This window comes from Angustibacter aerolatus, from assembly GCF_054776675.1.
In genome coordinates this window covers 1-26,850 of the sequence record NZ_BAAHBM010000046.1, presented here as the reverse complement: position 1 = coordinate 26,850, position 26,850 = coordinate 1, and the positions used below count along the sequence as shown (strand labels likewise).

Genomic DNA, 26,850 nt, shown 5'->3' with positions numbered 1-26,850 from the left:
GGCACCCGCCCGGGTGCGGCCGCGTCCGGCGCCCGGGTGCGCGCCGCCGTGGGCCCGCGCCCGACGCGGCTGCGGCGCATCGCCGTGCTCGGCGGCGTCTTCGTCGTGCTGGCCGTGCTGCTCGCACCAGCGCTTCGGTCCTACCTCGCGCAGCAGCACGACATCGCCGAGCTGCGCGAGCAGGTCGCGGCGCAGCGCGCGGACGTCGCGCAGCTCGAGCGGCAGCGGGCGGCCTGGGACGACGACGCCTACGTCAAGGCGCAGGCGCGTGAACGGCTGAAGTTCGTCCTGCCCGGCGAGAAGGCCTACACCGTCATCGACGCCGAACCGGCCGACACCACGCCCCAGGCGTCGGTGCGGGCCGCAGTGCGCACGGCCCGCGACGACCGGTCGTGGTTCGGCAACCTGTGGAGCTCGGTGCAGGTGGCCGGCGCAGGCGCCCCCCGGTGAGGGGCGCTCGGCCGTGAGCGAGCAGGCCCCCGAGCCGTCGGTGCCGGCGGCCGACCTGGACGCCGTCGAGCGTCAGCTCGGTCGTCGACCGCGGGGTGTGGTCGGCGTCGCGCACCGTTGCCCCTGCGGCCAGCCGGACGTCGTCACGACCGCGCCGCAGCTCGACGACGGGACGCCGTTCCCGACGACGTTCTACATGACCTGCCCGCGGGCGACGGGTGCCATCAGCACGCTGGAGTCCCAGGGGCTCATGCGGGAGATGACCGAGCGACTCGGGCGCGACGACGAGCTGGCGACGGCCTACCGCGAGGCCCACGAGGACTACCTGGCGCGCCGGGCGCTGCTCGGCGAGGTGCCGCAGATCGCCGGCGTCTCCGCCGGCGGGATGCCCACGCGGGTGAAGTGCCTGCACGTGCTGGCCGGTCACGCGCTCGCGGCCGGCCCGGGCGTCAACCCGCTCGGCGACGAGACCCTCGCCGCGCTGCCGGAGTGGTGGGCCGCCGGACCCTGCACCGCGCCGGTCGACGAGGCCAGCGTCCCGGAGGTGTCGTGACGCGGGTCGCCGCCGTCGACTGCGGCACGAACTCCATCCGGCTGCTGGTCGCGGACGTCGACCCGGACGCCGGCACGCTTCGCGACCTGCACCGGGAGATGCGCGTCGTGCGCCTGGGCGAGGGGGTCGACCGCACCGGGCGGCTCGCGCCCGAAGCCCTGCGCCGCACGCTCGACGCCACCGGCGACTACGCCCGGCTCGTGCACGACCTCGGCGCCGAGCGGGTGCGGTTCGTCGCGACGTCCGCGTCGCGCGACGCCGAGAACCGCGAGGAGTTCGTCGCCGGCGTCCGCGAGCGGCTGGGCGTCGAGCCGGAGGTCGTGACCGGCGTCGAGGAGGCCGCGCTGTCCTTCGCCGGCGCGACGCGGGAGGCCGCCGGGGCCGGGCTCGCCGGCCCCTACCTCGTGGCCGACATCGGCGGCGGCTCGACCGAGGTGGTGCGCGGCGAGGACGACGTGCAGCGGTCGCGGTCGGTCGACGTCGGCTGCGTGCGCCTGACCGAACGGCACCTGGCGGGCGACCCGCCCACCCGCGAGCAGCTGGCGGCGGCGCGGGCGGACGTCGAGGCGGCGCTCGACGCGGTCGAGGAGCAGGTGCCGATGACCGGGGTGGGCACGCTCGTCGGCCTGGCCGGCTCGGTGCTCACCGTCGCCTGCACCGCGCTGCGGCTGCCCGCCTACGACGCCACGCGCACGCACCTGTCGCGGTTGCCGGTCGACCAGGTGCTCGCCGCCTGCGACCAGCTGATCGCGATGCCCCGGGCCGAGCGCGCGGCACTGCCCTTCATGCACCCGGGCCGGGTCGACGTCATCGGTGCGGGCGCGCTGATCTGGCGCTCGCTGGTCGAGCGGGTGGCCGACCGCTCGGGCACCACCGAGGTCGTGGCCAGCGAGCACGACATCCTCGACGGCATCGCGTTCGGCCTCGCGGCGGGCGCCGGCGCGATGCCCCGGTCGTGACGGCCACACAGCCGGCACCGCACCCGCTGACCGGGCAGCCGTTCACCTCACCCGTCCCACCCGGCACCGGCTGGCCGGGTGACCCGGCCACCGCGCGCACCCCGCGGGCGCGCGACGCCGAGCAGGTGCAGCGGCTCGCGTCCGGCGCCCGCACGCTGCCGGTGCTCGACGCCCGGGTCTCCGTGTGCCGGGCGTGCCCGCGGCTGGTGACGTGGCGCGAGAGCGTCGCCACCACCGGGCGGCGCGCCTCCTTCGCCGACCAGCCGTACTGGGGTCGGCCGGGTCCCGGGTTCGGGGACGAACGGCCGCGGTTGCTCGTCGTGGGGCTCGCACCCGCGGCGAACGGGACCAACCGCACCGGACGGGTCTTCACCGGCGACCGCAGCGGCGACTGGATCTACGCCGCGCTGCACCGCGGCGGCTGGGCGCGCGAACCCTTCTCGCGGCACGCCGGCGACGGGCAGCACCTGGACGGCGCGCGGATCGCCGCCGCCGTCAGCTGCGCGCCGCCGGCGAACCGCACGAAGCCGGCCGAGCGCGACACCTGCGGCCCGTGGCTCGACCGCGAGGTGCAGCTCGTCGCCCCGTCGCTGCGCGTCGTCGTCGCGCTGGGCGGTTTCGGCTTCGACGCCTTCGTCGCCGCCGCCCGCCGCCTCGGCTGGACCGTGCCGCGCCCGCGACCGGTCTTCGGCCACGGGGTCGAGGCGCCGCTGACGACCCCGAGCGGACAGGTCGTGCCCCTGCTCGGGTGCTACCACGTCAGCCAGCAGAACACCTTCACCGGCCGGCTGACCGAGGCGATGCTCGACGCCGTGCTCGCCCGGGCCCGCGAACTCGGCGGCGACGCGCCGAGCTGAGCGCAGCGGCGTCCCGGGCCGTCTGGCACCGGCCCGGCCGTCGGGCCGGGCCGCGGCCGGGCTGCTGCGCCCGTCAGGTGGTAGCCGCCCACAGCCCTGGACCGGACCGATCGGCACCCCGGTCGGTTGCCGTCGGACCAGACGGCGACGGGGCTGCTGCGGCCCGTCAGGTGGCCGCCGCCCGCAGCCCTGGACCGGACCGATCGGCACCCCGGTCGGTTGCCGTCGGATCAGACGGCGACGGGGCTGCTGCGCCCCGTCAGGTGGCCGCCGCCCGCAGCCCTGGACCGGACCGATCGGCCACCCGGCCGGTTGCCGTCGGACCAGAAAGCGACCGGGGTGCTACGGCTCATCAGGTAGCCGCCGCCCGCGACCCCCGAGCCGCACACGGTCGGCAGCCCGGCCGGCACGGCGTCTCCACAGGGCAGGGTCTGTCACCCGATAGGTTCGCGGCATGAGCCTGCTCGCCGTCACCGTGCTCGGGCACGACCGACCCGGGATCGTCGCCGACACGACGGCCGCGCTGTCGCGGCTCGGTGGCAACCTCGAGGACTCGACGATGACGCTGCTGCGCGGCAGCTTCGCGATGCTGCTGCTCGTGCGCTGCCCCGCACCGGCCGACGAGGTGCGGGCGGCCCTCGACGGGCTGACCGCCGACGGCCGGCTCGCCGTCGAGGTGCGGCCGGTGCCGGACGACGGGCTCGACCTGCACACCCCGCCGGCACCTGGCGCCCCGTACGTGCTGAGCGTGCACGGCGCCGACCGCCCGGGCATCGTCAGCGCGCTGACCGGCGTCGTCGCAGCGGCCGGGGGCAACGTCACCGACCTGACCACGCGGCTGACCGGCGAGCTGTACGTGCTCCTGGCCGAGGTGACGCTGCCCGACGTCGCCGACCTGGCCGGGCTGCGCGGGCACCTCGCCCAGACCGCCGCCGACCTGGGCGTCGAGGCCTCGCTGCGGCCGATCGAGGCCGACGAGCTGTGACCCGCCTCGACCTCCCCGACCTCCCGCCGGGCCGGGTGCTCGACGTCGTCCGCGCACCGGCGGCGGTGCTGGGCGCCCCGGGCGCCGAGGTCGACCCGACCGCTGCGGACGTCGTGCAGCTGGCGGCCGACCTGCTCGCCACGCAGGCGGTGTCGCCGGGCTGCGTCGGGCTCGCGGCGCAGCAGGTCGGCGTGGCCGCACGGGTGTTCAGCGTCGACGTCAGCGGGCACCCGAAGGCGCGCACCTGCCACGGCGCGTTCGTGCTGTGCAACGCCGAGCTGGTCGAGGCCAGCCGGCGAGAGCGCGGCCGCGAGGGCTGCATGTCGGTGCCCGACCTGACCGGCGACGTGAAGCGCGCCCGCCGCGTCGTGGTGCGCGGGCAGCTGCCGGTGAGCGGCGACACCGTGGTGCTCGAGACGGACGCGTTCGAGGCCGTCGCGCTGCAGCACGAGCTCGACCACACCGACGGGCTGCTGTTCCTCGACCGGGTCGCGGGTGCGCACGCCCTGCACGCCCGGCAGACCTATCTCTAGATTGGCTGCGCACCAGCCCCCGTGGCCCAACCGGCAGAGGCAGGCGCCTTAAAAGCGCTTCAGTGCGGGTTCGAACCCCGCCGGGGGTACGCACGAGACACCGGGAACTCTGCGGGCGTCCCGCGCATTACCTGTACGACGGGGCCGCAGCGGTCCCGCCGCGAGGGGCCCGACGGGGCTCGAGGAGGAACGTCATGAGCAACCCGGTGTTCAACCGGATGCGCGACAACCGGGGCTACGCCACGTTCGGCCCGCCGCAGGGCCGCGACGCGCTGCCCCAGACCGCGCCCGACCTCGAGGCGATGTACCGGCAGCCGTCCGCGACGACGGTGCAGAGCGGCCGCATGTCGTACGACGACGTCATCGTGAAGACGGCGACGATCTTCGCCGCCCTGCTCGTCGGTGCCGCCGCCGGCTGGGCGGTGCCCGGGCTGCTGCTGCCGGGGCTGGTCGTCGGCCTCGTGCTCGGCCTGGTGAACTCGTTCAAGCGCAACCCGTCGCCGGTCCTGATCCTCGGCTACGGCCTGTTCGAGGGCATGTTCCTCGGCGCCATCAGCATGTTCCTGAACAACGCCTACCCGGGCATCGCGCTGCAGGCGGTCGTCGGCACGCTCGGTGTCTTCGCCGCGGTGCTGGTGCTGTTCCGGTCGGGCAAGGTGCGCGCCACGCCCCGGCTGAACAAGATCTTCTTCGTCGCGATGATGGGCTACCTGGTCTTCGGCCTGGTCAACCTGGGCATCGTCCTGTTCACCGGCCACAGCCTGCGCTCGGGGGCGCTCGGCGTGGTGATCGGGCTGCTGGCGATCGCGCTCGCGTCGTACTCGCTGGTGATGGACTTCGAGTTCATCAAGGCCGGCGTCGAGCAGGGCGCCCCGGCGAAGATGGCCTGGTACGGCGGCTTCGGCCTCGTCGTGACCCTGGTCTGGCTGTACGTCGAGATCCTGCGCCTGCTGTCGATCTTCCGAAGCAACTAGCACCGCACAGCGCCCGGCGGGTCGTCGCAGCACGTGTGCGGCGGCCCGTCGGCGCGTCTGGGCTAGGTTCGCCTGCGTGCACCCGCTGGACGACGACGCCGACCCTCGCGTGCGGCTGGCCCGCGAGGCCACCAGGGTGGCCGACCGGCTGCGGTCGTTGAGCCTCGACCGGCTGGACCGTCCCGGCGAGCGGGGGGAGCGCAGCCCGGCCGACCGCGCCCGCGAGGTGTCGCAGCGGCTGGCCGACCTGGCCGCCGACGCCGCGGGACGCCGCCGCCGGCAGGTGCCGTCGCTGCCGCCGCACGCGGCCGGCGACCAGCTGGCCGTCACGGCGCACGACGTGCTGACCGACGGCGACGACCGTGCGGTGGTCGCTGCGCTCGACGTGCTGGTGGCGCTGCGCCGGGCCCTCTAGCCGAGGGCTGTCAGGCGAGGCGCTCGTAGACGACGGCCATGCCCTGGCCGCCGCCGACGCACATCGTCTCGAGCCCGATGCTGGCGTCGCGCGACTGCAGCCCGTTGAGCAGCGTCGTGGTGATGCGCGCGCCGGTGGCGCCGAACGGGTGGCCGAGCGCGATGGCGCCGCCGTGCACGTTCAGCCGGTCGAGGTCGATGCCCAGGTCGTCGGCCGACGGCAGCACCTGCGCGGCGAAGGCCTCGTTGATCTCCACGAGGTCGACGTCGTCGATGGTCATGCCGGCTCGGGCCAGCGCCTGCCGCGACGCCTCGACCGGGCCGAGACCCATGATCTCGGGGGAGAGGGCGGTGACGCCGGTCGACACGACGCGGGCCAGCGGCTGCAGGCCGAGCTCGCGGGCGCGCACGTCGCTCATGACGACCAGCGCGGCGGCGCCGTCGTTCAGCGGACAGCAGTTGCCGGCGGTGACCGTGCCGTCCTCGCGGAACACCGGCTTCAGGGCCTGCACGGCGTCGAGCGTGACGCCGGCCCGCGGGCCGTCGTCCGTCGTGACGACGGTGCCGTCCGGCGTCGTGACCGGGGTGATCTCGCGGGCGAAGAACCCCGACGCGATCGCCTTCTCGGCCCGGTGCTGGCTCTCGACGCCCCACTCGTCCTGCCGCTGCCGGCTCACGCCGCGCAGGGTGGCGACGTTCTCGGCGGTCTGCCCCATCGCGAGGTACACGTCCGGCAGCAGGCCGTCCTCGCGCGGGTCGTGCCACGTCTCGTTCGACCGCGCCACCCCGGTGCTGTGCTCGACGGCGTCAGCGAAGCGGGTGTTCTGCAGGTTCGTCTCGCCCTGCCCGGCGCCCACGAAGCCGCGGTAGCGGCTGACGCACTCGACGCCGGCGGACACGAACACGTCGCCCTCGCCGGCCTTGATCGCGTGGAACGCCATGCGGGTGGTCAGCACGCTCGACGCGCAGTACCGGTTGACCGTGGCGCCGGGCACGCCGTCGTGACCGAGCAGCACCGCGACGACGCGGGCCATGTTGAAGCCCTGCTCGTTCGAGGGCTCGGCGCACCCGAGGAACAGGTCGTCGATGGTCGCCGGGTCCAGGCCGGGCACCTTGTCGAGGGCGGCCTGCACGACGGTGGCCGCGAGGTCGTCCGGTCGCACGTCGCGCAGCGAGCCCTTGACGGCGCGGCCGATGGGCGACCTGGCGGTCGAGACGATGACTGCCTCGGGCATGACGAGCTCCTTCGCGACGTCGGTGGTCCGCCGCCGATGCTACCCGCCGGTAGCAGGGACGTCGGCGGCGCGGCTACCGCGCCGGCAGGTCGTGCTCGACCGGCAGCGGGCCGGGGGTGGCCGCACCGTCGCCGAGCGGCTCGCGGCGCCGGCGGCGCAGCACCGCCCACCGCCCGCGCGGCCCGCGCCCTGCCGGATCGAGCGCCTGCACCTCGGTGCCGGGGTCGGCGGCCGCCACCACGGCCGCGGTCGTGACCGACTCGACGCCCTCGCCCCGGCGCGCGTCCGGCGGGCGCTCGGCGCCGCCGTCCGGCCAGAGCCCGAGGGCGGCGCAGACGCTGGGCAGCACGGCGGCCGCCGCCTTCGCGTAGCCGGCGGAGGAGGGGTGGAACCGGTCCTTGCTGAACATCTCCTGCGGCCGCTCGTGGAAGTCGGGGCCGAGCAGGTCGCCCAGCGACACGGTGCGGGCACCGGCCTCGACGGCCGCGACCGTCTGGGCGGCGGCGAGGTCGCGGCTGAGCCGGCGGGCCACGAGGCGCAGCGGCTGCGCGACCGGCTGCAGCGTGCCGAGGTCGGGGCAGGTGCCCACCACGACCTGCGAGCCGGCCGCCCGCAGGCGCTCGACCACGACCGACAGGTGCCGCACCGACTCGGCCGGGCGGATGCGGTGCGTGACGTCGTTCGCGCCCACCATGACGAGCACGACGTCGGGCGCGGTGCCGGCGAGCAGGCGGTCGAGCTGCTCGGGCAGGTCGCTGGTGACGGCTCCGACGACGGCGACGTTGGTCAGCTGCACGGCCCGACCGGACACGGCCGCCAGACCTCGTGCGACGACGGCGGCGGGCGTCTGCTCGGGCAGGTCGGCGCCCAGCCCCGCGGCCGACGAGTCGCCGACCACGCCCAGCCGCAGCGGCTCCCCGACCCCGGCGCCGTAGAGGCCGTCGGCGTGCGGCGCCCCCTCGAACGGCTGCCCGATGACCCGCCGCGCGAGCTTGGCCTCGAGCACCAGCGCCCCGACCCCCATCGCGCCCAGCGCGGTCAGGCCGCCGCCGCCGAACGCGGCCGCCGCGGCGATCTGGCGCACCCGACTCGCTCTGCTCACCTGCTCGCCCCCCGACCCGTCGACGTCCGCTGACCCCGTAGGCACCGTATCCACAACACGCCCGCGCCCGCCCCGGGGTTCCGCGAGCAGGGAAACCGGTCGTCCCGAGCGGTCGTCGCGTGCGAGCCTCGTGCCGTGTCAGCCGTCGACCGCGCCCGCCTCGACCTCGCGGACGGTCGGCTGTGGAAGGCCCGCGACCGGCTGGAGGGCGCCCTGTCCCAGCGCGCCGAGGGGCCGCCGGGTCCCGACGTCGTCGAGCTGCTGGCCGAGGTGCACGCGCGGATGGGTGACCTGCCGCGCGCCGGGGCGCTGTGGCACGCGCTCGGCCGCTCCGGACCGGACGTCGAGCACGCCGTCGCCGCGTGGCGGGAGCGGCACGGCGGGCAGGCCCAGCAGCTGTGGGCGTCGGTGCCGAGCACGCTCCGCGAGGCCGACGGTCTCACCGAGCTGTGGGTGGCTGCCGGCAGGCCGCCTCGGCGGCGTCCGACGGGCAGCGCGCCGGAGCACGTCGTCACCGGCTCGTGGTGGGAGGACGTGCTGGCGGTCGCGGTCGTCGTCCTGCTGCTGGCGGTCTTCGTGGTGGGACTGGTGACCGTCGTCCGCTGGGTGGTCTGACCGGCGTCCCCGGCGGTGTCCGGGATCTGGGACGATGGGCGGGTGAAGTACGCCGAGCACATCGCCGACCTCGTGGGCGGCACGCCCCTCGTCAAGCTGACCTCCGTCACCGAGGGCATCTCCGCCACGGTGCTGGCGAAGGTCGAGTACCTCAACCCCGGCGGCAGCGTGAAGGACCGCATCGCGCTGCGCATGGTCGAGGCCGCCGAGCGCAGCGGCGCCCTGAAGCCGGGCGGCACGATCGTGGAGCCGACGAGCGGCAACACCGGCGTCGGCCTGGCCCTGGTCGCGCAGCGCAAGGGCTACAAGTGCGTGTTCATCTGCCCCGACAAGGTCAGCCAGGACAAGCGCGACGTGCTCAAGGCGTACGGCGCCGAGGTCGTGGTGTGCCCCACCGCCGTGGCACCCGACCACCCCGACAGCTACTACAAGACGTCGGACCGGCTGGTGCGCGAGATCGAGGGCGCCTGGAAGCCCGACCAGTACAGCAACCCCGAGGGCCCGGCCTCGCACTACGAGACCACCGGCCCGGAGATCTGGGCCGACACCGACGGCCGGGTCACCCACTTCGTGACCGGCGTCGGCACCGGCGGCACCATCACCGGCACCGGCCGCTACCTCAAGGAGCAGGGCGCCGTGCAGGTGATCGGCGCCGACCCCGAGGGCTCGGTGTACTCCGGCGGCAGCGGCCGGCCGTACCTGGTCGAGGGCGTCGGCGAGGACTTCTGGCCGACCGCCTACGACCCGTCGGTGCCCGACCGCATCGTGCCGGTCAGCGACGCCGCGTCGTTCGAGATGACCCGGCGGCTGGCCCGCGAGGAGGGCCTGCTCGTCGGCGGCTCGTGCGGCATGGCCGTGGTGGCCGCGCTCGAGGTGGCCCGCGAGCTCGGCCCGGACGACGTCGTCGTGGTGCTGCTGCCCGACGGCGGCCGCGGCTACCTGTCGAAGATCTTCAACGACGACTGGATGTCGTCGTACGGCTTCCTCGACGCGGCCGGTCAGACGACCGTCGGCGACGTGCTGCGGGCGAAGGACGGCGCGATGCCGGCGCTGGTGCACACCCACCCGACCGAGACGGTGCGCGACGCGGTGCAGATCCTGCGCGAGTACGGCGTCTCGCAGATGCCGGTCGTGAAGGCCGAGCCGCCGGTGATGTCGGGCGAGGTGGCGGGCAGCGTCAGCGAGCGCGAGCTGCTCGACCTGCTGTTCACCGGCAAGGCGCACCTGGCCGACCCGGTGGCGCAGCACATGGCGAAGGCGCTGCCGCTCGTCGGTGCGGGCGAGCCGGTGGCCGCCGCCCGGCACGAGCTGGAGCAGGGCGACGCGGTGATCGTGGTCGACGACGGCAAGCCGGTGGGCGTGCTCACCCGCGCCGACCTGCTGGGCTTCCTGGTCGACTGACCCCGCGGCCGGTCAGCCGGCCAGGTGGCCCCAGCGCGGCTCGAGCTCGCGCCAGGGGCCGGTGTCGGCGACCCGGCCCTCGACGAGCACGACCACGCGGTCGGCCCGGGCGAGCGCCGCGCGCTTCGTGGTGGCCCCGACGACGGTGCTGCCGCGGGCACGCAGCGACTCCCACAGCTCGACCTCGGTGGTGGCGTCGAGCGCGGACGACACGTCGTCGGCCACCAGCAGCTCGGCGTCCGCCGCGAGCGCGCGGGCCAGCGCCAGCCGCTGCACCTGACCACCCGACAGCCGCACGCCGCGGTGCCCGACCAGCGCGTGCGCCCCGCCCGCGTCGGCGACGTCGCGGCCCAGCCGGGCGTCGTCGATCGAGCGCTGCACGTCGCGGTCGTGGTCGAGCGCGATGTTGTCGGCGAAGGTGCCCGACAGCACGCGCGGCACCTGCGCGACGTGCGCCACCCGACCCGGTCGCAGGAACGTCTGCGGGTCGTCGACCGGCTCGCGGTTCCAGCGCAGGCTGCCGCGGTGGCTCATCAGCCCGGCCATCGCCGACAGCAGGCTCGACTTGCCCGAGCCGATCTGCCCGACGAGCAGCACCAGCTCGCCGCGGCGCACCACGAGGTCGACGTCGCTGGCCCCGATCGTGCCGTCGTCGTGCACGGCGGTGAGGCCGACCAGCTCGAGCTGCTCGAGGCGGTCGGTCGCGCCGTCGCGCGCCGGCGGGGCCGCGCCGGTCACCAGGTCGAGGCCCGCGGGCAGCTCCATGAGGTCGTCGCCGCCGGCGAACCGGCTGGTGGTGCGCTGCCACGCCCGGGTGCCCGGCGCCTCGGTGATCACGGCGCCGGCGACCCGGCCGAACCAGTCGAAGCCGTTGACCGCGTTGGCCACCAGCAGCGCGGTCGCCAGGCCCCACCCGCCGGCGACGTGGATCGCCCACGCGGCCACCACCCCGACCTGCACGAGCACGACCGGCACGCCGGCCAGCAGCGCCTGCACCCGGTGCTCGTGCACCGCGGCGTCGACCCGGCCGCCGTCGACCTGCTCGAGGTGGCGGTGCACGGCGTCGGTGGCGGCGGCCAGCTTCACGGTGCGGACGGCGTCGAGCGCCGAGACCAGCGAGCGGCCGAACCGGGCCCGGGCGGCGGAGGCCTCGGCGGCCGAGCGCCCGGCGGCCGGCGAACCGAGCGCCGAGACCAGCGCGGAGGCGGCCATCACACCGAAGAGCACGCCGCCGCTCAGCAGGCTGGCACCCGCGAAGCCGGTGACCACCACGATGCCGAGGCCGTTGATCACGTCGACCCAGCGGTCGGCGTAGCGGGCGAACCGGTCGGCGTCCATCGCGCGGGCGACGACCTCGCCCGGCGGCGTGGGCGGCAGCCGGTGCTGCCGCGTCTGCCCGATGAGCACGGTGGCGCGGGCGCGCAGCATCACCGACACCCACCAGCGCGGGTAGCGGGCGATCGCCTCGGCCAGCAGCAGCGGTGAGAGGAGCAGCGACGCGACGAGGCCCACCAGCAGCCAGGTCGGGCGCTCGCCGCGCTGCAGCTCGACGACGAGGTGGCCCCACATCCAGCCGGTGACGGCACCGAACGCGCCGCCGAGCACGGCGAGCAGGAACAGCAGCACGCTGATCAGGCCCCACTGCGGGTGCACCCGCAGCGCGTGCCAGATGCCGCGGGCCAGGCTCAGCCCCGAACCCACCTCCACCACGGGCGGCGGCTCGCCGCGACGGCGCGCGGTGCCGACCGCCTCGGTGCCGGTGCCGGTCGCGGCGGCCGCGGCCAGCACGGCCTCGTGGTCGCCGGGCACCTCGGCCGCACCGGACGGCGCGGTGGCGTCGGCGTCCCAGGGGTCCTCGGCGGACGCCTCGAGCAGCCGGCGGAACGGGCCGTCGGCCGTGACCAGCAGCGCGCGCGGTCCCTGCTGCACGACCTGACCGGCGTCGAGCACGGCGACGTGGTCGGCGCGGGCCGTCGTCGTGAGCCGGTGGGCCACGAGGACGCCGGTGCGCCCGGCGAGCAGCCGCTGCGAGGCCGCGACGACGCGTGCCTCGGTGACCGGGTCCATGCGGGCGGTCGCCTCGTCGAGCACCACCACGCGGACGTCGCGCACCAGCAGCCGGGCGAACGCCACCAGCTGCTCCTCGCCGGCCGACAACCGCGTCCCGCTCGGGCCGAGCACGGTGTCGAGGCCCTCGGGCAGCGCGGCTACCCAGTCGGTGAGGCCGAGCTCGGCGACCGCGGCCTGGACCCGGCCGGGTGCGAGGTCGGCGAACATCGCGACGTTCTCGGCGAGCGTGCCGGCCAGGATCTCGGTGCGCTGGGTGACCACCCCGACGGCGCTGCGCAGCTGCTCGAGGTCGAGGTCGCGCACGTCGACCCCGCCGAGCAGCACGGTGCCGACCGGCGGCTCGACCGCCCGCGACAGCAGGGAGGCGAGCGTCGACTTGCCCGAGCCGCTGCGCCCGACCAGCGCCAGGGTGGTGCCGGCCGGCACCAGCAGGTCGACGTCGCGCAGGGCGAAGTCGCCGTCGGGGTAGGCGAAGTGCAGCCCCCGCACCTCGACGGACGGGACGCCGAGCGGCACGGGCAGCCCGCCCTCGGGCTCGCGCTCGGTGGCCAGCAGCGCCCGCAGCCGAGTCAGGGCGCCGACGCCCGCCTGCAGGTCGGGCACGTGCCGCGCGACCTGGTCGACCTGGCCGACGAACGTGGTGGTGACGAGGAACAGGGTGACCAGCGCGGCGGTCGACTCGTGCCCGCTCAGCACCAGCAGCACCCCGACGACCGCCACGGCGGCGAGCAGCCCGTGCAGCAGCACGCCGGCCCGCCGGCTGATCCGGCTCTCGAGCACGACGACCTCGGCAAACCGGCGGTGCACCAGCGCCGACAGCTCGGCGAGGCGGCGCAGCAGGAACCCCTGGCCGAGGCTCGTGCGCAGGTCGTCGCGGGCGGCGATGCCCTCCTCCATGGCGGCCGCGTGGTCGGTCCAGGCCATCTCCTCGAGCACCTTGCGCTCGGCCAGCTTCGCCAGCAGCGGCCGGATGGCGAGCAGCACGCCGAGCGCCGCGACCGGCAGCAGCAGCCAGGCCGGCCACCAGGTGAGGCCGGCGACGACGAGCAGCGGCGGTGCGCCCACGGCCAGCCGCACGACCGCCCAGGCGTTCTGCCGCAGCAGCGTGCCGAGCTCGTGGGTGTCGTCGTCGACCCGGTCGAGCACCTCGCCGACCGCCTGCTCGCCGAGCTCGGCCAGCGGCTGGTGCATCACGGCGTCGAGGAGGTCGGTGCGCAGCGCGCCCTCGGCGCGGTCGACCGCCACCGACCAGAAGGTGCGGCCGGCGGTGTCGAGCAGGGCCGACCCGACGACGCTCGCGGCGAGCACCCAGACCAGGAAGACGGTGGCCTGGTCGGCGAGCCGGCCGGCGAACACCGTGCCGAGCGCCTGGCCCAGGCCGGCCAGCCCGGCGGCCACCAGCGCCGTCGTCGCGACCGGACCGCGCAGCCGCCGCCAGTCGAGCGGCCGGCTGCCGGGACCTCGCGGTGGGTCCAGGTGCGCCGGAGCCTCGGTCGTCTGCGCACTCGTCCCCGCCACGTCCTGCACGGTATGCGAGCCCACCGACAGCGCGCGCGCCCATTTCCGGCGGGTCCACCGACGCCCGGCGGCGGCGGTGCGCGCGCCGCCTGCGACGGCCGCCACCCGCCGGCCGGGTGCGGCTGCGAGGATGCGCGGGTGCGCATCGGCTACCTCGGCCCCCTGGTGGTGGTCGACGGCGAGGGACGCGGCGTCGAGGTCGCCGGCGGCCGGCTGCGGGCGCTGCTGACCCGCCTCGCGGTCGACGTCGGGTCGCCGGTGCCGCCGCGCGCGCTCGTCGAGGCGGTCTGGCCGGACGAGCAGCCCGCAGATCCGGCCGGTGCGCTGCAGTCGCTGGTGTCGTGGCTGCGCCGGCTGCTCGGCCCCGGCGCACGGCTGCAGCAGACCCCGGCGGGCTACCGGCTCGAGAGCGCCGCCGAGCCGCTCGTGGTGGACGGCGCCGAGCTGCGCCGGCTCGCGGCGTCCGGGCACCGGCTGCTGGCCGCCGGTCGACACCGAGAGGCCGCCGGCGAGCTGGCCGAAGCCGCGGCGCTGTGGCGCGGCGAGCCGCTCGCCGACCTCGACGGGACGGACGCCGAGGCGGTGCGTGCCGAGCTCGCCGACCTGGCCGACCGGGCGGCTGCTGACCGCGTGGAGGCCAGACTTCGGCTGGGGGAGGCGGGCGAGGTGCTGCCCGAGCTCGAGGCGCTCGTCGCGGCGCACCCGCTGCGCGAGGACCTGCTCGGTCAGCTGCTGCGGGCGCTCGCCGCGCTCGGCCGACCCGCCGAGGCCCTGCAGGCGTACGAGCGCGGACGGCGGCTGCTGGCCGACGAGCTCGGCAGCGACCCCTCGCCCGGGCTGCAGGCCCAGCACCTCGAGCTCCTGCGCGCGCAGGACGTGCCGACCCGGCCGCGCACGAACCTGCGCGCGTCGCTGACCTCGTTCGTGGGCCGGGACGACGACGTGGCCCGGGTCGAGGGGCTGCTCGCCGCTGGTCGGCTGGTGACCGTCGTGGGCGCCGGCGGCTCGGGCAAGACCCGGCTGGCGAGCGAGGTGGCGGCGCGCAGCCTGCCGCACGCGCCGGACGGGGTGTGGTTCGTGCAGCTCGCACCGGTCGCCGACGCCGACGACGTGGCGCTCGCGGTGCTCGACGGCGTCGGGGTGCGCGACGTGGCGCCCACCGACAACCGGGCCGAGCGCCGGGGCGCCGCGGCGGCGGAGCGCGTGCGCTCGCACCTGGCCGACGCCGACTGCGTCGTCGTGGTCGACAACTGCGAGCACGTCGTGGGGGCGGTCGCCGACCTGCTCGACGACCTGCTCGGCGCCTGCCCGCGGCTGCGCGTGGTCGCGACCAGCCGCGAGCCCCTCGGGGTCGACGGCGAGCAGCTGTTCCCGCTGACGCCGCTGCGCCTGCCCGAGCCCGACGCGGGCCTGGAGTCGTTGCGCGACAACCCGTCCGTGCGGTTGCTGCTCGACCGCGCCGCGGCGGTCGGCAGCGGGCTGGCGCTCGACGAGCGCACCGCGGCCCCCGTCGTCGAGATCGTGCGGCGGCTCGACGGCCTGCCCCTCGCCATCGAGCTCGCGGCGGCCAGGTTGCCCGCGATGGACGTCGCCGAGGTGGCCGACCGCCTCGCCGACCGGTTCCGGCTGCTGACCGGCGGGCGGCGCACGGCGGTGCCGCGGCACCGCACGCTGCGTGCCGTGGTGGAGTGGAGCTGGGAGCTGCTCGCCCCCGTCGAGCGGGAGGTGGCGGAACGGTTCTGCGTGTTCAACACCGGCGCCGGGCCCGAGGCGGTCGCCGCCGTGTGCCCGACCTGGGCCGCGCCCGACGCGCCCGAGGTGACCGACGTCCTGCAGGCGCTGGTCGAGAAGTCGGTGCTGGTGGCCGACCGGACGCCGTCCGGCACGCGCTTCCGGATGCTGGAGACGTTGCGGGAGTTCGGGTCCGAGCGACTTGCCGAGCGGGGTGAGCTCGACGCGGTGCGGCAGGCGCACGCCCGCTGGTACCGCCGGCTGGCGCACCGGGCGGACGCCGGGCTGCGCACCCGCGAGCAGGTGCGGTGGCTGGAGGTGCTCGACACCGAGCGCGACGACCTGCTGGCCGCTCTCGGCTGGCTCGGTGCGGCGCGCGACGCCGCTGGTGCGCTGGCCCTGGCCGGCGACCTCGCCTGGTACTGGGTGGTGCGGGAGAACGGCCAGGACGCCGCGCGCTGGCTGCGGTTCGCCGTCGAGGTCGAGGGCGCCGACCGGTACCCGCGCGCCAGGCTGCTGCGGATCGTGCTGGCCCTGATCGCGATGGGTGACGCGGGTGCCCTGTCCACCGACCCCGTGCAGGCCCGCGAGCAGCTGCTCGAGCTGGCCGACGAGGTGGCGTCGTACCGCGACCGGCCCGGGCCGGCGGCCGCGCTGCGGCCGATGCTGCTGTTCTTCGCCGAGGACCGCGAGGGGTCGCGCGCCGAGATCGCCCGCCTGCTGCAGCACCCCGACGAGTGGGTGCGGGCGGCCGCGCGCACGATGCGGATCGCGATGTCGGAGAACGACGGCGACGTCGAGACGTGGCGCGCGGACGTCGAGCGCGCGGTCCGGGAGTGGACCGACGTGGGCGACCGCTGGGGACTGGCGAGCGCGCTCACCAGCCGCGGCTCGCTGCGCGTGCTCGACGGCGACCTGCTCGGGGCGGTCGCCGACCTCGAGGCCGCTCAGACGAACCGGCGACTGCTGGGGTCGAGCGACGACGACGTGCAGCTGGAGATGCGGCTCGCCGAGCTGTGCCTGCGCAACGGCGACCTGCCCGGTGCGGAGCGGCACCTGGCGGTCGTCCGCGCCCTGCCGTCGTCGCAGGACGCGTCCGACACGATGCGCGACGTCCTCGGCGACGTGCTGGCCTGCCAGACGGCGCGCGAGGCCGTCGCGCTGCAGCGGTCGCCGGAGGCGCTCGACGCGCTGCGGGCGAGCCGCGACGGCCTGCGGCGGCGCCTCGACGACGAGGGCGAGCCGAACGCGTTCCGGGCGCACGCCACGGCCGTCGGCTGGGCGATGGTGTCGGCGAGCGACCTCGTGCTGGGTGACCTGTCGGCCGCGACCGAGCACGCCGTGACGGCGCACCGGCTGGGGGTGCTGACCAACGACCTGCCGATCGTGGCGAGCGTCGGCCGCGCCGCCGCCGGCACCGCGCTGGCGCTCGACCGCCCGGTGGGCGCGGCCGAGGCGCTGGCCGCCGCGAGCCGGCTGCGCGGTGCCGACGACCGCACCGACCCGGTGATCGGCCGGCTGCGGGCGGCGCTGACCGACGCGCTGGGCGCCGAGGCCCTGGCGGCCGCCGAGGCGCGCGGGCGCGACCTCGACCGGGAGACGGCGATCGCCCGGCTCGACCCCGCGGGGTTCGAGCCGGGCGAACCCGCTGTGGCGCAGGTGATCCCGCTGGCTCAGGCCCGACGCCGGTAGCCGCGCAGCGCCAGCGGGAAGAACACCGCCAGCAGCACGGCCATCCAGCCCAGCGTCCACAGCAGGTGCGACTGCACGGGGCCCCCGAGCATCAGGCCGCGGGCGGCGCCGACCAGGTGGCTGATCGGGTTCACGTTCACGAACGCCTGCAGCCAGCCGGGCATGGTCTCGACGGGCACGAAGGTGTTGCTGCCGAACGAGAGCGGCAGCACGAGCAGGAACATGACGCCCTGCACCGCACCCGGCGTGCGGGCCAGCGTGCCGACCCACACCGACACCCAGCCGAAGCTCAGCGCGAAGCCCATCGACAGCGCCAGTGCGCCGAGCACGGGCACCCACCCGTTCGTGGGGTCGAAGCCCATCAGCGTGCCGACGCCGATCAGCACCACGAACAGGATCAGGTAGCGCACGACGTCGGCCAGCACCGCGCCGATGAGCGGCGCCGACCGGCTGATGGGCAGCGACCGGAACCGGTCGAACACGCCCTTCTCGATGTCGCTGTTGAGGTTCTGGCCGAGCGAGACGCTGGCGGTGGCGATGGTCTGACCGAGCAGCCCGGGCAGCAGGAACTGCAGGTAGCTCTGCTGGTCGCCGCCGGCGACGGCGCCGCCGAAGATGTAGGTGAACAGCGCCAGGAAGATGATCGGCTGCAGCGTGACGTCGATCAGCGCCTCGGGCGTGCGCGCGGTCTTGATCAGGTTGCGCCGGGCCAGCACCAGCGCGTGCCGGACGCCGCGGCCGCGCCGGGCGGGACCGGTGCCCGCCGGGGCGATGGCGGCGACGCCGGGCCGGTCGGCGGTCGGGGCGGTCTCGGTCGTGGTGGTGGTCATGCTGCCTCCTTCGGGGCGTCGGCCGGACGGCCGGTGAGGGTGAGGAAGACCTCGTCGAGGCTCGGCAGGTGCAGCGACAGCTCGTGCACCCGGATGCCGGCGCCGGCGATGCGCTGCACCAGCTCGGGCAGCAGCGAGTCGTCGTCGACCCGCACGGTGAGCTCCTGCCGGCCCGACTCGACCGGCGTCTGCCCGACCAGGTCGCCGAGGATCGCGCGCACCTCGGGCGTGCGGGCCGGGTCGGCAGACCGCACCCGCAGCCGCTGACCGCCGACCACGCGCTTCAGCCCGTCCGGGGTGTCGTTCGCGATGACCCGGCCGCTGTCGATGACGGTGATCTCGTCCGCGAGCGCGTCGGCCTCCTCGAGGTACTGGGTGGTGAGCAGCACCGTCGCGCCGTCCGCGACGACCCGGCGGACGACGTCCCACATCTCCTCGCGCTTGGCCGGGTCGAGGCCCGTCGTCGGCTCGTCGAGGAAGATCACCGACGGGCGACCGACCAGGCTCGCGGCCAGGTCGAGCCGGCGCCGCATGCCGCCGCTGTAGGTCTTCGCGGTGCGCTCGGCGGCCGCGCTCAGGTCGAACCACTCGAGCAGCTCGGCGGCGCGCGCTCGCGCGTCGCGGCCGGTGAGGTCGAGCAGCTGCCCGATCATCACCAGGTTCTGCGTGCCGGTGAGGTCCTCGTCGACCGACGCGTACTGGCCGGTGAGGCCGATGGTGGCGCGCACGGCCGCGGCGTCGCGGACGACGTCGAGCCCGGCCACCCGGGCGCTGCCCGCGTCGGGTCGCAGCAGCGTCGCCAGCACCCGCACCGCCGTGGTCTTGCCGGCACCGTTCGGGCCGAGCACGCCCAGCACGGTGCCTTCTCGCGCAGCCAGGTCCACGCCGGCGAGCGCCTGCGTCGAGCCGAACCGCTTCATCAGGCCCTCGGCCTCGATCGCGTACGTCATGGGGTCCTCCCTCGTCGTCCTGCGACGACGGTGACGGGTGCCGCTGGCACGGCGCTGGCACGCCGCGGGCACCGGCTGGCACGCACTGCCAGGTGACGTCGCGTGACGACGCGGGACGCAGCGCGACGAGGCGTGGTCGGCTCGTGTGACGCCGCCTCCGAACGCTCGCCGGGCGGTGGGGTGGACGGGCACAGTCGTGGTGTGCCGCTCACCTCGCTCCCCGTCCGCCGCGCCACCGACGCCGCCGACGAGATGATCACGCTCCTGTCCTCCGCGCCGCAGGCCGGCGCCGCACAGCTCGGCAGCCTGCTCGACTGGCTGGCCAGCGCCGACAGCTGACCCGTCGCCCGGGCGCGGACCGCTACGGTCACGGCGTGCTCGGACGCCGGACCGCCCTCGCCGCCTGGGTGGTGCGTGCCCTGACGCTCGCGCTGCTCGTGCTCGGCGCCACGCACCCCGACTGGCACCAGTTCGCCGGCAAGGCGATGGCCGCCCGCGCGGTCGCCTACCCGCTGGCGATGCTGGCGCTGCCGGTCGGCTGGTGGCTCACCAGGCGCGGCCGCACCCCGTACCCGGCGGTGCAGGACCTGCTGCTGACGCTGCCGTTCCTGGTCGACACCGCCGGCAACGCGCTCGACCTGTACGACGGCATCACCTGGTTCGACGACGCCTGCCACTTCCTGAACTGGGCGCTGCTGCTCGGTGCGGTGGCGATCACGCTGCCGGCTCGCCTCGGCGGCTGGGCCCGGCTCGGCCTCACCGTCGGCCTCGGCTCGACCACGGCGCTGGTGTGGGAGCTCGGCGAGTACGTCACGTTCCTGCGCGACAGCCCCGAGCTGGCCACCGCCTACACCGACACCCTCGGCGACATGACGCTCGGCACCCTCGGGTCGCTGCTGGCGGGGCTGGTCGTGCTGCGGCTGCGGGCGGCGCGACGCGCGTAGCGTGCGGGGCATGAGCGACACGGCCGTCGGGCACCCGCTGCTGGTCGACCTCGCGGGGGCGCTGCCGGCCGACCGCGTGGTCACCGACCCGGACGTCGCGGCCGGGTACGCGCACGACGAGGCCGAGTGGGCGGCGCACGGGAGGCCGCTGGCCGTCGTCCGTCCGCGGTCGCCGGAGGAGGTGCAGGCCGTCGTGCGGGCGTGCCTGGCGCACCGGGTGCCGGTGGTGCCGCGCGGTGCCGGCACGGGGCTGTCGGGCGGGGCCAACGCGGTCGACGGGTGCGTGGTGCTGTCGCTGGAGCGGATGGACGCCGTGCACGAGATCGACCCGGTCGAGCGGCTCGCGGTGGTCGGGCCGGGCGTCGTGAACGACCACCTGCGGGCGGCCGCCGCCGAGCACGGCCTCTGGTACCCGCCCGACCCGGCCAGCTCGCCGTGGTCGACGATCGGCGGCAACGTCGCGACCAACGCCGGCGGCGTCTGCTGCGTGAAGTACGGCGTCACCCGCGACTACGTGATCGGGCTGCAGGTGGTCACCGGCACCGGCGAGCTGGTGCGGCTCGGACGCCGGACGGCGAAGGGCGTGGCGGGCTACGACCTGGTCGGGCTGATGGTCGGCTCGGAGGGCACGCTCGGCGTCGTCACCGAGGTCACCGTGCGGCTGCGCCCGGCCCGCGCCCCCGAGCGCACGGTCGCCGGGTACTTCGACGACGTGGTCGCCGCCGGGCGCGCGGTCGCCGAGGTCGGGCGACGCGGCATCACGCCGTCGGCGCTCGAGCTGGTCGACGGCGAGTGCCTGCGGGCGGTCGACGCGTGGAAGCACATGGGTCTCGCGGTCGACGCCGAGGTGGTGCTGCTCGGGCGCACCGACACCCCGGGCGCCGCGGGTGACGCCGAGGCCGCCGAGCTGGTCGCCGCGTTCGAGGCCGGGGGTGCCTCGTGGGCCGCGGCCTCGACCGACCCCGACGAGGCCGAGGCGCTGTTCGCCGCCCGCCGGCTCGCCTACCCGGCGCTCGAGCGGCTCGGCCCGCTGCTCACCGAGGACGTCTGCGTGCCGGTGGCCGCGGTGCCCGAGATGCTCTCGCGCATCCAGGCGAGCGCCCGCCGGCACGACACCCACATCGCGAACATCGCGCACGCCGGCGACGGCAACCTGCACCCGCTGATCATCGTGCCGGCGGGCGACGACGACGCCCGTCGTCGGGCCGTGCTGGCGTTCGACGAGGTGATCGCCGACGCGCTCGCCCTGGGTGGCACCGTCACCGGTGAGCACGGGGTGGGTCTGCTGAAGATGGACGGCCTGCGGCAGGAGCTGAGCCCGGAGGTGCTGCAGATGCACCGCGCGGTGAAGGCGGCGCTCGACCCGGCCGGCATCCTGAACCCGGGCAAGGTCGTTGCCTGACGAGCCGGCGGCGGCCCGGGCGCTGCGGCACGTCGCGGGCCGGGCGACGGGTGACCCGCTCGACCCGGCCGCGACCGTCACGCTGCACCTGCACCCCGACCGGCCCGGCGTCCTGCGCGGGCTGGGCGAGCGCGGCGCCTACGTGTCGCAGTTCGTCACCGGCACCAGCAACGGCGGGCTGACCGCGCACCCCGGCGGCGACCGCTGGCGCTGGGAGAGCCGGCTCTTCGGTGGTGCCTACGACGACGCGGCCCCGGAGGAGCGACCGGTGTACGGGTCGCTCGACCACGCGCGGCGGGCGGTCGGTGGCAGCCCGCGCTTCGGCTCGGCGTTCTTCCGGCTGCGTCCCGAGGTGCTGGTGCGGACGACGTTCTGCTGGCCGGACAGCGTGTTCGAACCGACCGATCTCGGTGTGGCGCAGGCGATGCGGCTGGTGCGGCTGCTCGAGGAGGCGGCCGACGTCGACCCGCTCGACCGCTACGTCGAGGCGCACGTGCACGGGCCGGTGCGGCTCGCCGACGACGTCGAGGCGCTGGTGCTCGACCCCAGCCACCGCGGCACCGACGTCGAGACGGCGGCCGGTGCGCTCGGTTGCCCCGTCGAGTGGCACCCCGGCTTCCGGCTGACCGTCGACCTGCTGCAACAGCACGCCGGCTACCGCGGGCCCGAGGCGGTGGCGCTCGGCGAGCGGCTCGCGGTGGACGGCGTGCTGACGCCGCGCGTGCTGGGCGAGGCGGTCGGGCCGGTCGACCCGCAGCACCTGAAGTGGTTGTGGCACTGCCTGGCCAGGTTCGGCGCGGCCGATCGTCCCGCGTAGGCTCGACCGGGTGAGCGAACGCAACCCGGGCTTCTCGACCCGCGCCATCCACGCCGGCCAGGAGCCGGACGCCTTGACCGGCGCCGTCGTCCCCCCGATCCACCAGGTGTCGACCTACAAGCAGGACGGCGTGGGCGGGCTGCGCGGCGGCTACGAGTACTCGCGGTCGGCGAACCCGACGCGCACCGCGCTGGAGGAGTGCCTGGCCGCGCTCGAGGGCGGCAGCCGCGGCTTCGCGTTCGCCTCCGGACTGGCCGCCGAGGACACCCTGCTGCGCGCCGTCACCACGCCCGGCTCGCACGCCGTCATCCCGAACGACGCCTACGGCGGCACCTACCGGCTGTTCGCAAAGGTCACCCACCCGTGGGGCCTCGACTACAGCCCAACCGACCTCGGCGACCTCGACGCGGTGCGCGCCGCCATCCGCCCCGAGACCTCCGTGGTCTGGATCGAGACGCCCACCAACCCGCTGCTGAGCATCGCCGACGTCGCCGCGATCGCCGAGCTGGCGCACGCCGTGGGCGCGGTCGTCGTCGTTGACAACACCTTCGCCACCCCGTACCTGCAGAGCCCGCTCGAGCTCGGCGCCGACGTCGTCGTGCACTCGACCACCAAGTACGCCGGCGGCCACTCCGACGTCGTGGGCGGCGCGCTCGTCACCTCGACGAACCCCGTGCGCGACGACCTCGACGAGCGGATCGCCTTCCACCACAACTCGATGGGCGCCGTCGCCGGGCCGTTCGACGCGTGGCTCGTGCTGCGCGGCCTGAAGACCCTCGCCATCCGCATGGAACGCCACTGCGACAACGCCGAGCGCGTCGTCGAGATGCTGCAGGCGCACCCGCGGGTCGGTGCCGTGCTCTACCCGGGCCTGGCGTCGCACCCGAACCACGAGGTCGCCGCGAAGCAGATGCGCCGGTTCGGCGGCATGGTGAGCTTCCGGCTGCGCGGCGGGGTCGAGGAGGCGCTGACCGTCTGCAAGCGCGCCGAGCTGTTCATCCTCGGCGAGTCGCTCGGCGGCGTCGAGTCGCTCATCGAGCACCCCGGCCAGATGACGCACGCCAGCGCCGCGGGCTCGCTGCTCGAGGTGCCGAACGACCTGGTGCGGCTCTCGGTCGGCATCGAGGACGGTGACGACCTGCTCGCCGACCTCGAGCAGGCGTTGAGCTAGACCACGAACTGCTCGGGGGGCCGGGCGGCGCGCCGCGGCGGCCGCTCGGTCACCTGCTCGAACGCCTGCGCCACGAGCGGGACGGCGCGGCGCAGCTCGTCGGCCGGGCGGGTGTACGGCAGCCGCATCCAGGACTCGAGCGTGCCATCGACCGCGAACCGGCTGCCCGGTGTCACGCGGACGCCGAGCGCGTCGGCGGCCACGCTGACGTGCGAGGCGACCGGCGCGGGCAGGGCGCACCACAGCACCGAGCCGCCGGGCGGGGTCGCGTACCGCCACGACGGCAGGTGGTCGGCCAGCAGCTGCTGCAGCAGCGCCCGGCGCGCCCGCAGGCCGTCGCGGTGGTGCAGCAGCACGTCGTCGAGCTGGCGCAGCAGGTGCGTGACCGCCAGCTGCTCGAGCACCGGCCCGGCCAGGTCGACGCGGGTGCGCAGGCCGGCCAGCCGGGTCGTGGTCGCGGCACCCGCGCGCAGCCAGCCGATGCGCAGGCCGCCCCAGAACGCCTTCGACGCCGAGCCCACCGTGATCACCTCGGCGCCGCGCGGGGCGTGCGCGGCGAACGGGCGGGGCGCCGCGGGCGGGTCGTCGAGGTGCAGCTCGACCAGCGACTCGTCGACCACCACGGGCACCCCGTGCCGCGCGAGCGTCGTCGCGACCTGCTGCCGGGTGGCGTCGTCCATCAGCGCGCCGCTCGGGTTCTGGAAGTCGGGCGTCAGGTAGGCGGCGCGCGGGGCGGTCTGCCGCGCCGCGGCCTCCAGCGCCGTGCGGTCCCAGCCGTCGGCCGTCACCGGCACGGGCACCGGCCGCGCGCCCAGGTCGCGCAGCACGTCGAGGCCGTTGGGGTAGCCCGGCTGCTCGACCAGCACCCGGTCGCCCGGGCGCAGCAGCAGCTGCAGCGCCAGCCGGATGCCCTGCAGCCCGCCGGCCGTCACCAGCACCTGGCCGGGTGCGGTCGGCAGGCCGCGCGCGGTGAGCCGCTCGGCGACCTGCGTGCGCAGCACCGGCAGCCCGCGGTAGTCGTAGCCCGTCGTCGGCAGGTGCTTGGGCAGCTCGTCGAGCGCAGCCGCGTACGCCGCGTGCAGCTGCGGTGGGGCGGGCGGGGCGGCGTGCGCCAGGTCGAGCACGCCGTCCGGCACCGGTTCGGGCGCCCAGGCCGGCACCTGGCCCGGCGCCGTCGGCTCGGTCGGCACCGTCGTCCACGACCCCGAGCCCTGCCGGCTGGCGACGTACCCGCCGCGACGCAGCGCGTCGAACGCCGCGCTCACCGTGGTGCGGCTGACACCCAGCACGCCGGCGAGCTCGCGTTCGGGCGGCAGGCGGACGCCGACCGGCAGCCGGCCGTCGAGCACCAGCAGCCGCACCCGCTCGCTGAGCGCCAGGTAGGCCGGGCGGCGGGCGTCCTCCCAGTGGGCGAGCAGTCGGGACAGCTCGCGGGCGCCGGCCCGCCGGTCTGCGGTCACCAGGCCAGTGTGCTCGGATTGGCCCTGGAACACCAGGCCAATGCAGCGCACCATGGACGACGTGCACCGCCTCGCCGGGCGCGCCCTGCCGCGCCGCCTCACCCAGCTGCTCGCCGGTCTCGTGCTCTACGGCGTCAGCATGACCATGCTCGTGCGCGCCGACCTCGGCGTCATGCCGTGGGACGTGCTGCACCAGGGCCTGGCTCGCCGGCTCGGCCACTCGATGGGCCTGTGGACCATCGTCGTCGGCGTGGTCGTGCTGCTGCTCTGGGTGCCGCTGCGGCAGCGTCCCGGCGTCGGCACCGTGCTGAACGTGCTGGTCGTCGGCGTGGTGCTCGACGCCTGCCTGGGGCTCACCGGGCCGGTGCACGCCATGGCCGGGCGGGTGTCGCTGACCGCCGGCGGCATCGTGCTGAACGCCGTCGCCACCGCCCTCTACGTCGGCGCCGGCCTCGGCCCGGGCCCGCGCGACGGGCTGATGACCGGGGTCGTCGCCCGCACCGGGTGGTCGGTTCGGGTGGTGCGCACCACGATCGAGGTCGTCGTCGTCGCCGTCGGCTGGGTGCTCGGTGGCACCGTCGGCGTCGGCACCGTCGCGTACGCGGTCGCCGTCGGACCGCTCGTGCACCTGCTGCTGCCGGTGCTGAGCGCCCGGCACCGGCGTCCGGCCGAGCCCGCGGCGGTCCCCGCCTGACCGTCGCCCCGCCCGCCGCGCCCCGAGAGGTCGCGCAGGGCAGGATGGCGGCGTGAGCCAGGAGCACCGCACCGGCGCGGAGACCGTCCCCTGGGCGATGCGGGTCGCCGTCGCCTGGTCGTGGCGGCTGATCCTCGTGTGCGCGGCGGTCTACCTGCTGCTGCGGGTCGTGGCGTCGTACCTCGTGGTCGTCGCACCGGTGCTCATCGCCGTCCTGCTCGTGGCGCTGATCAAGCCGCTCGCCGACGGCCTCGAGCGGGTGCGGGTGCGCCGCGGGCTCGGGTCGCTGGCCACCGTGCTGCTCGTGCTGCTCGTCGTCAGCGGCCTGTTCACGCTCGTCGGCACGCAGATCGCCAGCGGCTTCAGCGACCTGCAGGACCAGGCCGTCGCCGGGCTCGGCGAGGTGCAGCGCTGGGTCAACGGGCCGCCGCTGCGGATCAGCACCACCCAGCTCAACGAGTACGGCCGGACGTTCCAGCAGAGCCTCGCCGACAGCCGCAGCGAGCTGGTCTCGGGCGCGCTCGAGGCCACCAGCACCGCCGGGCACGTCGTCACCGGGCTGTTCCTGACGCTGTTCTCCGCCTACTTCTTCCTCGCCCAGGGCGACCAGATCTGGGCGTTCCTGGTGCGGCTGCTGCCGAAGCCCGCCCAGCTGCCCTTCGACGAGGCCATGCGGCACGGCTGGGTCACGCTCACCGCGTTCGTCCGGGCGACCATCGTGGTCGCCTTCACCGACGCCGTCGGCATCGGCCTCGGGGCCGCGCTGCTCGGGGTGCCGCTGGCGGTGCCGCTCGGCGTGCTGGTCTTCATCGGCGCCTTCATCCCCGTCATCGGTGCGCTGATCTCCGGGTCGGTGGCGGTGCTCATCGCGCTGGTCGCGGTCGGGCCGGTCAAGGCGCTGCTGATGCTCGGCGTGGTGATCCTCGTGCAGCAGCTCGAGTCGCACGTGCTGCAGCCGTTCCTGCTCGGCCGTGCCGTGAGCGTGCACCCGCTGGCCGTCATCCTCGGCATCGCCACCGGCGCCCTGTCCGCCGGCATCATCGGCGCGCTCTTCGCCGTGCCGCTCATCGCCGTCGGCAACACGGTGGTGCAGTCGCTGGCCGGCCGCACCCCCGCGCCGCCCCAGCCGCTGGACTCGCCGGTGGCCGACGACGTCCCGGAGGGCGACCCGCGCACGACGCCCGCCCCCTGAGCGCGGCCTGTGGACGACGTCCACCGACCTGCTCCCGTGGACGACGCCGGGCCGCATCCGGCCCCGCGCCCTGTGGACGGCCCGTCGGTCGTCGGTGGCCCGGGGCACGATGTGGTCCGCGGCGTGGGGACGACGCTCCCGGAGGACCCGTGCGCCCCGAACCACCCGGCCACCTCGTGCCGCCCCGCCCCGCCCCCGACCGCCGCTGGGCGGCCCCGCAGGACGCCTACGCCGACGACCTGCGGGCCGTCGCCGACGTGCTGCGGCGGTGCGCCGACGACCCCGGCCTGCGCGGTCCCGC

General features: G+C 76.0%; 24 protein-coding genes and 1 tRNA gene. 19 read left to right on the top strand and 6 right to left on the bottom strand.

Translation table 11 applies throughout. The features are described 5' to 3' along the window. The 9 genes from ACYVI6_RS11805 to ACYVI6_RS11765 all read left to right on the top strand — a co-directional run. Positions 1 to 450, top strand: a 450-nt coding sequence (locus ACYVI6_RS11805) for an FtsB family cell division protein (RefSeq protein ID WP_460446558.1), incomplete at its 5' end; no start/stop codon positions are given. Positions 451 to 463: 13 nt separating this feature from the next. Beyond that, positions 464 to 1,003 (top strand): DUF501 domain-containing protein, encoded by a 540-nt coding sequence (locus ACYVI6_RS11800; protein ID WP_460446557.1) that lies wholly within the window; start codon positions 464 to 466, stop codon positions 1,001 to 1,003. Beyond that, complete coding sequence (locus ACYVI6_RS11795) at positions 1,000 to 1,962, top strand: Ppx/GppA phosphatase family protein (RefSeq protein ID WP_460446556.1); 963 nt, start codon at positions 1,000 to 1,002, stop codon at positions 1,960 to 1,962. The genes ACYVI6_RS11800 and ACYVI6_RS11795 overlap by 4 nt, the downstream gene beginning before the upstream one ends. Continuing rightward, positions 1,959 to 2,819, top strand: a complete 861-nt coding sequence (locus tag ACYVI6_RS11790) for a uracil-DNA glycosylase (protein WP_460446555.1) — start codon at positions 1,959 to 1,961, stop codon at positions 2,817 to 2,819. The genes ACYVI6_RS11795 and ACYVI6_RS11790 overlap by 4 nt, the downstream gene beginning before the upstream one ends. A 454-nt stretch (positions 2,820 to 3,273) precedes the next feature. After that, positions 3,274 to 3,804, top strand: a complete 531-nt coding sequence (locus ACYVI6_RS11785) for a glycine cleavage system transcriptional repressor (RefSeq protein WP_460446554.1) — start codon at positions 3,274 to 3,276, stop codon at positions 3,802 to 3,804. After that, the gene (locus ACYVI6_RS11780) at positions 3,801 to 4,337 is read left to right on the top strand and encodes a peptide deformylase (protein WP_460446553.1); all 537 of its coding nucleotides are present in this window, start codon (positions 3,801 to 3,803) and stop codon (positions 4,335 to 4,337) included. Before ACYVI6_RS11785 ends, ACYVI6_RS11780 begins: the two co-directional genes overlap by 4 nt. 15 nt (positions 4,338 to 4,352) lie before the next feature. Then, a tRNA-Leu gene (locus ACYVI6_RS11775) sits at positions 4,353 to 4,426 on the top strand. A gap of 105 nt (positions 4,427 to 4,531) precedes the next feature. Beyond that, on the top strand, positions 4,532 to 5,311 hold the full coding sequence (locus tag ACYVI6_RS11770) for a Bax inhibitor-1/YccA family protein (protein ID WP_284288123.1): 780 nt from the start codon (positions 4,532 to 4,534) through the stop codon (positions 5,309 to 5,311). Positions 5,312 to 5,387: 76 nt separating this feature from the next. Further along, entirely contained in the window at positions 5,388 to 5,726 is a 339-nt protein-coding gene (locus tag ACYVI6_RS11765; RefSeq protein ID WP_460446552.1) for a hypothetical protein, read from the top strand. Between the two features lie 10 nt (positions 5,727 to 5,736). On the opposite strand, the gene ACYVI6_RS11760 is transcribed toward ACYVI6_RS11765, so the two are convergent. Then, complete coding sequence (locus ACYVI6_RS11760; RefSeq protein ID WP_460446551.1) at positions 5,737 to 6,960, bottom strand: acetyl-CoA C-acetyltransferase; 1,224 nt, start codon at positions 6,958 to 6,960, stop codon at positions 5,737 to 5,739. A gap of 73 nt (positions 6,961 to 7,033) precedes the next feature. Continuing rightward, entirely contained in the window at positions 7,034 to 8,044 is a 1,011-nt protein-coding gene (locus ACYVI6_RS11755) for an SGNH/GDSL hydrolase family protein (protein ID WP_460446550.1), read from the bottom strand. Positions 8,045 to 8,197: 153 nt separating this feature from the next. Here ACYVI6_RS11755 and ACYVI6_RS11750 point away from each other — a divergent pair, with 153 nt between their 5' ends. Both ACYVI6_RS11750 and ACYVI6_RS11745 read left to right on the top strand, forming a co-directional pair. Further along, positions 8,198 to 8,677, top strand: coding sequence for a DUF6584 family protein (locus ACYVI6_RS11750; protein ID WP_460446549.1), 480 nt, complete (start codon positions 8,198 to 8,200; stop codon positions 8,675 to 8,677). Between the two features lie 42 nt (positions 8,678 to 8,719). Continuing rightward, positions 8,720 to 10,078 (top strand): cystathionine beta-synthase, encoded by a 1,359-nt coding sequence (locus tag ACYVI6_RS11745; protein WP_460446548.1) that lies wholly within the window; start codon positions 8,720 to 8,722, stop codon positions 10,076 to 10,078. 12 nt (positions 10,079 to 10,090) lie between these two features. Here ACYVI6_RS11745 and ACYVI6_RS11740 read toward each other — a convergent pair whose 3' ends face one another. Beyond that, positions 10,091 to 13,675: an ATP-binding cassette domain-containing protein gene (locus ACYVI6_RS11740; protein WP_460446547.1), complete on the bottom strand. Its 3,585-nt coding sequence runs from the start codon at positions 13,673 to 13,675 to the stop codon at positions 10,091 to 10,093. A 129-nt stretch (positions 13,676 to 13,804) separates the two neighbouring features. Here ACYVI6_RS11740 and ACYVI6_RS11735 point away from each other — a divergent pair, with 129 nt between their 5' ends. Beyond that, positions 13,805 to 17,089: a BTAD domain-containing putative transcriptional regulator gene (locus ACYVI6_RS11735; protein WP_460446546.1), complete on the top strand. Its 3,285-nt coding sequence runs from the start codon at positions 13,805 to 13,807 to the stop codon at positions 17,087 to 17,089. Here ACYVI6_RS11735 and ACYVI6_RS11730 read toward each other — a convergent pair. Both ACYVI6_RS11730 and ACYVI6_RS11725 read right to left on the bottom strand, forming a co-directional pair. Next, positions 17,071 to 17,919 carry an ABC transporter permease gene (locus tag ACYVI6_RS11730; protein ID WP_460446545.1) on the bottom strand — a complete coding sequence of 283 codons (849 nt, stop codon included), beginning with the start codon at positions 17,917 to 17,919 and terminating at the stop codon, positions 17,071 to 17,073. The genes ACYVI6_RS11735 and ACYVI6_RS11730 overlap by 19 nt on opposite strands. Continuing rightward, positions 17,916 to 18,869: an ATP-binding cassette domain-containing protein gene (locus ACYVI6_RS11725; RefSeq protein WP_460446544.1), complete on the bottom strand. Its 954-nt coding sequence runs from the start codon at positions 18,867 to 18,869 to the stop codon at positions 17,916 to 17,918. The genes ACYVI6_RS11730 and ACYVI6_RS11725 overlap by 4 nt, the downstream gene beginning before the upstream one ends. Positions 18,870 to 19,070: 201 nt before the next feature. On the opposite strand from ACYVI6_RS11725, the gene ACYVI6_RS11720 reads away from it, so the two are divergent. Genes ACYVI6_RS11720 through ACYVI6_RS11700 form a run of 5 tightly spaced genes read left to right on the top strand, consistent with a single transcriptional unit; the run spans position 19,071 to position 23,203 of the window. Beyond that, entirely contained in the window at positions 19,071 to 19,208 is a 138-nt protein-coding gene (locus ACYVI6_RS11720; RefSeq protein WP_460446543.1) for a hypothetical protein, read from the top strand. A gap of 35 nt (positions 19,209 to 19,243) precedes the next feature. Further along, positions 19,244 to 19,813, top strand: a complete 570-nt coding sequence (locus ACYVI6_RS11715; protein WP_460446542.1) for a hypothetical protein — start codon at positions 19,244 to 19,246, stop codon at positions 19,811 to 19,813. A gap of 10 nt (positions 19,814 to 19,823) precedes the next feature. Beyond that, positions 19,824 to 21,215: an FAD-binding oxidoreductase gene (locus tag ACYVI6_RS11710; protein WP_460446541.1), complete on the top strand. Its 1,392-nt coding sequence runs from the start codon at positions 19,824 to 19,826 to the stop codon at positions 21,213 to 21,215. Beyond that, positions 21,208 to 22,032, top strand: a complete 825-nt coding sequence (locus tag ACYVI6_RS11705) for a DUF3626 domain-containing protein (RefSeq protein ID WP_284288106.1) — start codon at positions 21,208 to 21,210, stop codon at positions 22,030 to 22,032. Before ACYVI6_RS11710 ends, ACYVI6_RS11705 begins: the two co-directional genes overlap by 8 nt. Positions 22,033 to 22,042: 10 nt before the next feature. Beyond that, positions 22,043 to 23,203, top strand: a complete 1,161-nt coding sequence (locus ACYVI6_RS11700; protein WP_460446540.1) for a cystathionine gamma-synthase — start codon at positions 22,043 to 22,045, stop codon at positions 23,201 to 23,203. Here ACYVI6_RS11700 and yczR read toward each other — a convergent pair. Beyond that, entirely contained in the window at positions 23,200 to 24,663 is a 1,464-nt protein-coding gene (gene yczR / locus ACYVI6_RS11695) for a MocR-like transcription factor YczR (protein ID WP_460446539.1), read from the bottom strand. The genes ACYVI6_RS11700 and yczR overlap by 4 nt on opposite strands. A 40-nt stretch (positions 24,664 to 24,703) precedes the next feature. Here yczR and yczE point away from each other — a divergent pair, with 40 nt between their 5' ends. Further along, positions 24,704 to 25,357 (top strand): membrane protein YczE, encoded by a 654-nt coding sequence (yczE, locus tag ACYVI6_RS11690; RefSeq protein WP_460446538.1) that lies wholly within the window; start codon positions 24,704 to 24,706, stop codon positions 25,355 to 25,357. Between the two features lie 52 nt (positions 25,358 to 25,409). Then, positions 25,410 to 26,549, top strand: a complete 1,140-nt coding sequence (locus ACYVI6_RS11685; protein WP_460446537.1) for an AI-2E family transporter — start codon at positions 25,410 to 25,412, stop codon at positions 26,547 to 26,549. Positions 26,550 to 26,850 lie beyond the last annotated feature (301 nt).

Bases quoted from the DNA above. Each gene is read 5' to 3' on its own strand.
- ACYVI6_RS11785 (WP_460446554.1), top strand. From the start codon at position 3,274: ATGAGCCTGCTCGCCGTCACCGTGCTCGGGCACGACCGACCCGGGATC.
- ACYVI6_RS11770 (WP_284288123.1), top strand. From the start codon at position 4,532: ATGAGCAACCCGGTGTTCAACCGGATGCGCGACAACCGGGGCTACGCC.
- ACYVI6_RS11760 (WP_460446551.1), bottom strand. From the start codon at position 6,960: ATGCCCGAGGCAGTCATCGTCTCGACCGCCAGGTCGCCCATCGGCCGC.
- ACYVI6_RS11730 (WP_460446545.1), bottom strand. From the start codon at position 17,919: ATGACCACCACCACGACCGAGACCGCCCCGACCGCCGACCGGCCCGGC.
- ACYVI6_RS11725 (WP_460446544.1), bottom strand. From the start codon at position 18,869: ATGACGTACGCGATCGAGGCCGAGGGCCTGATGAAGCGGTTCGGCTCG.
- ACYVI6_RS11710 (WP_460446541.1), top strand. From the start codon at position 19,824: ATGAGCGACACGGCCGTCGGGCACCCGCTGCTGGTCGACCTCGCGGGG.
- yczE (WP_460446538.1), top strand. From the start codon at position 24,704: ATGCAGCGCACCATGGACGACGTGCACCGCCTCGCCGGGCGCGCCCTG.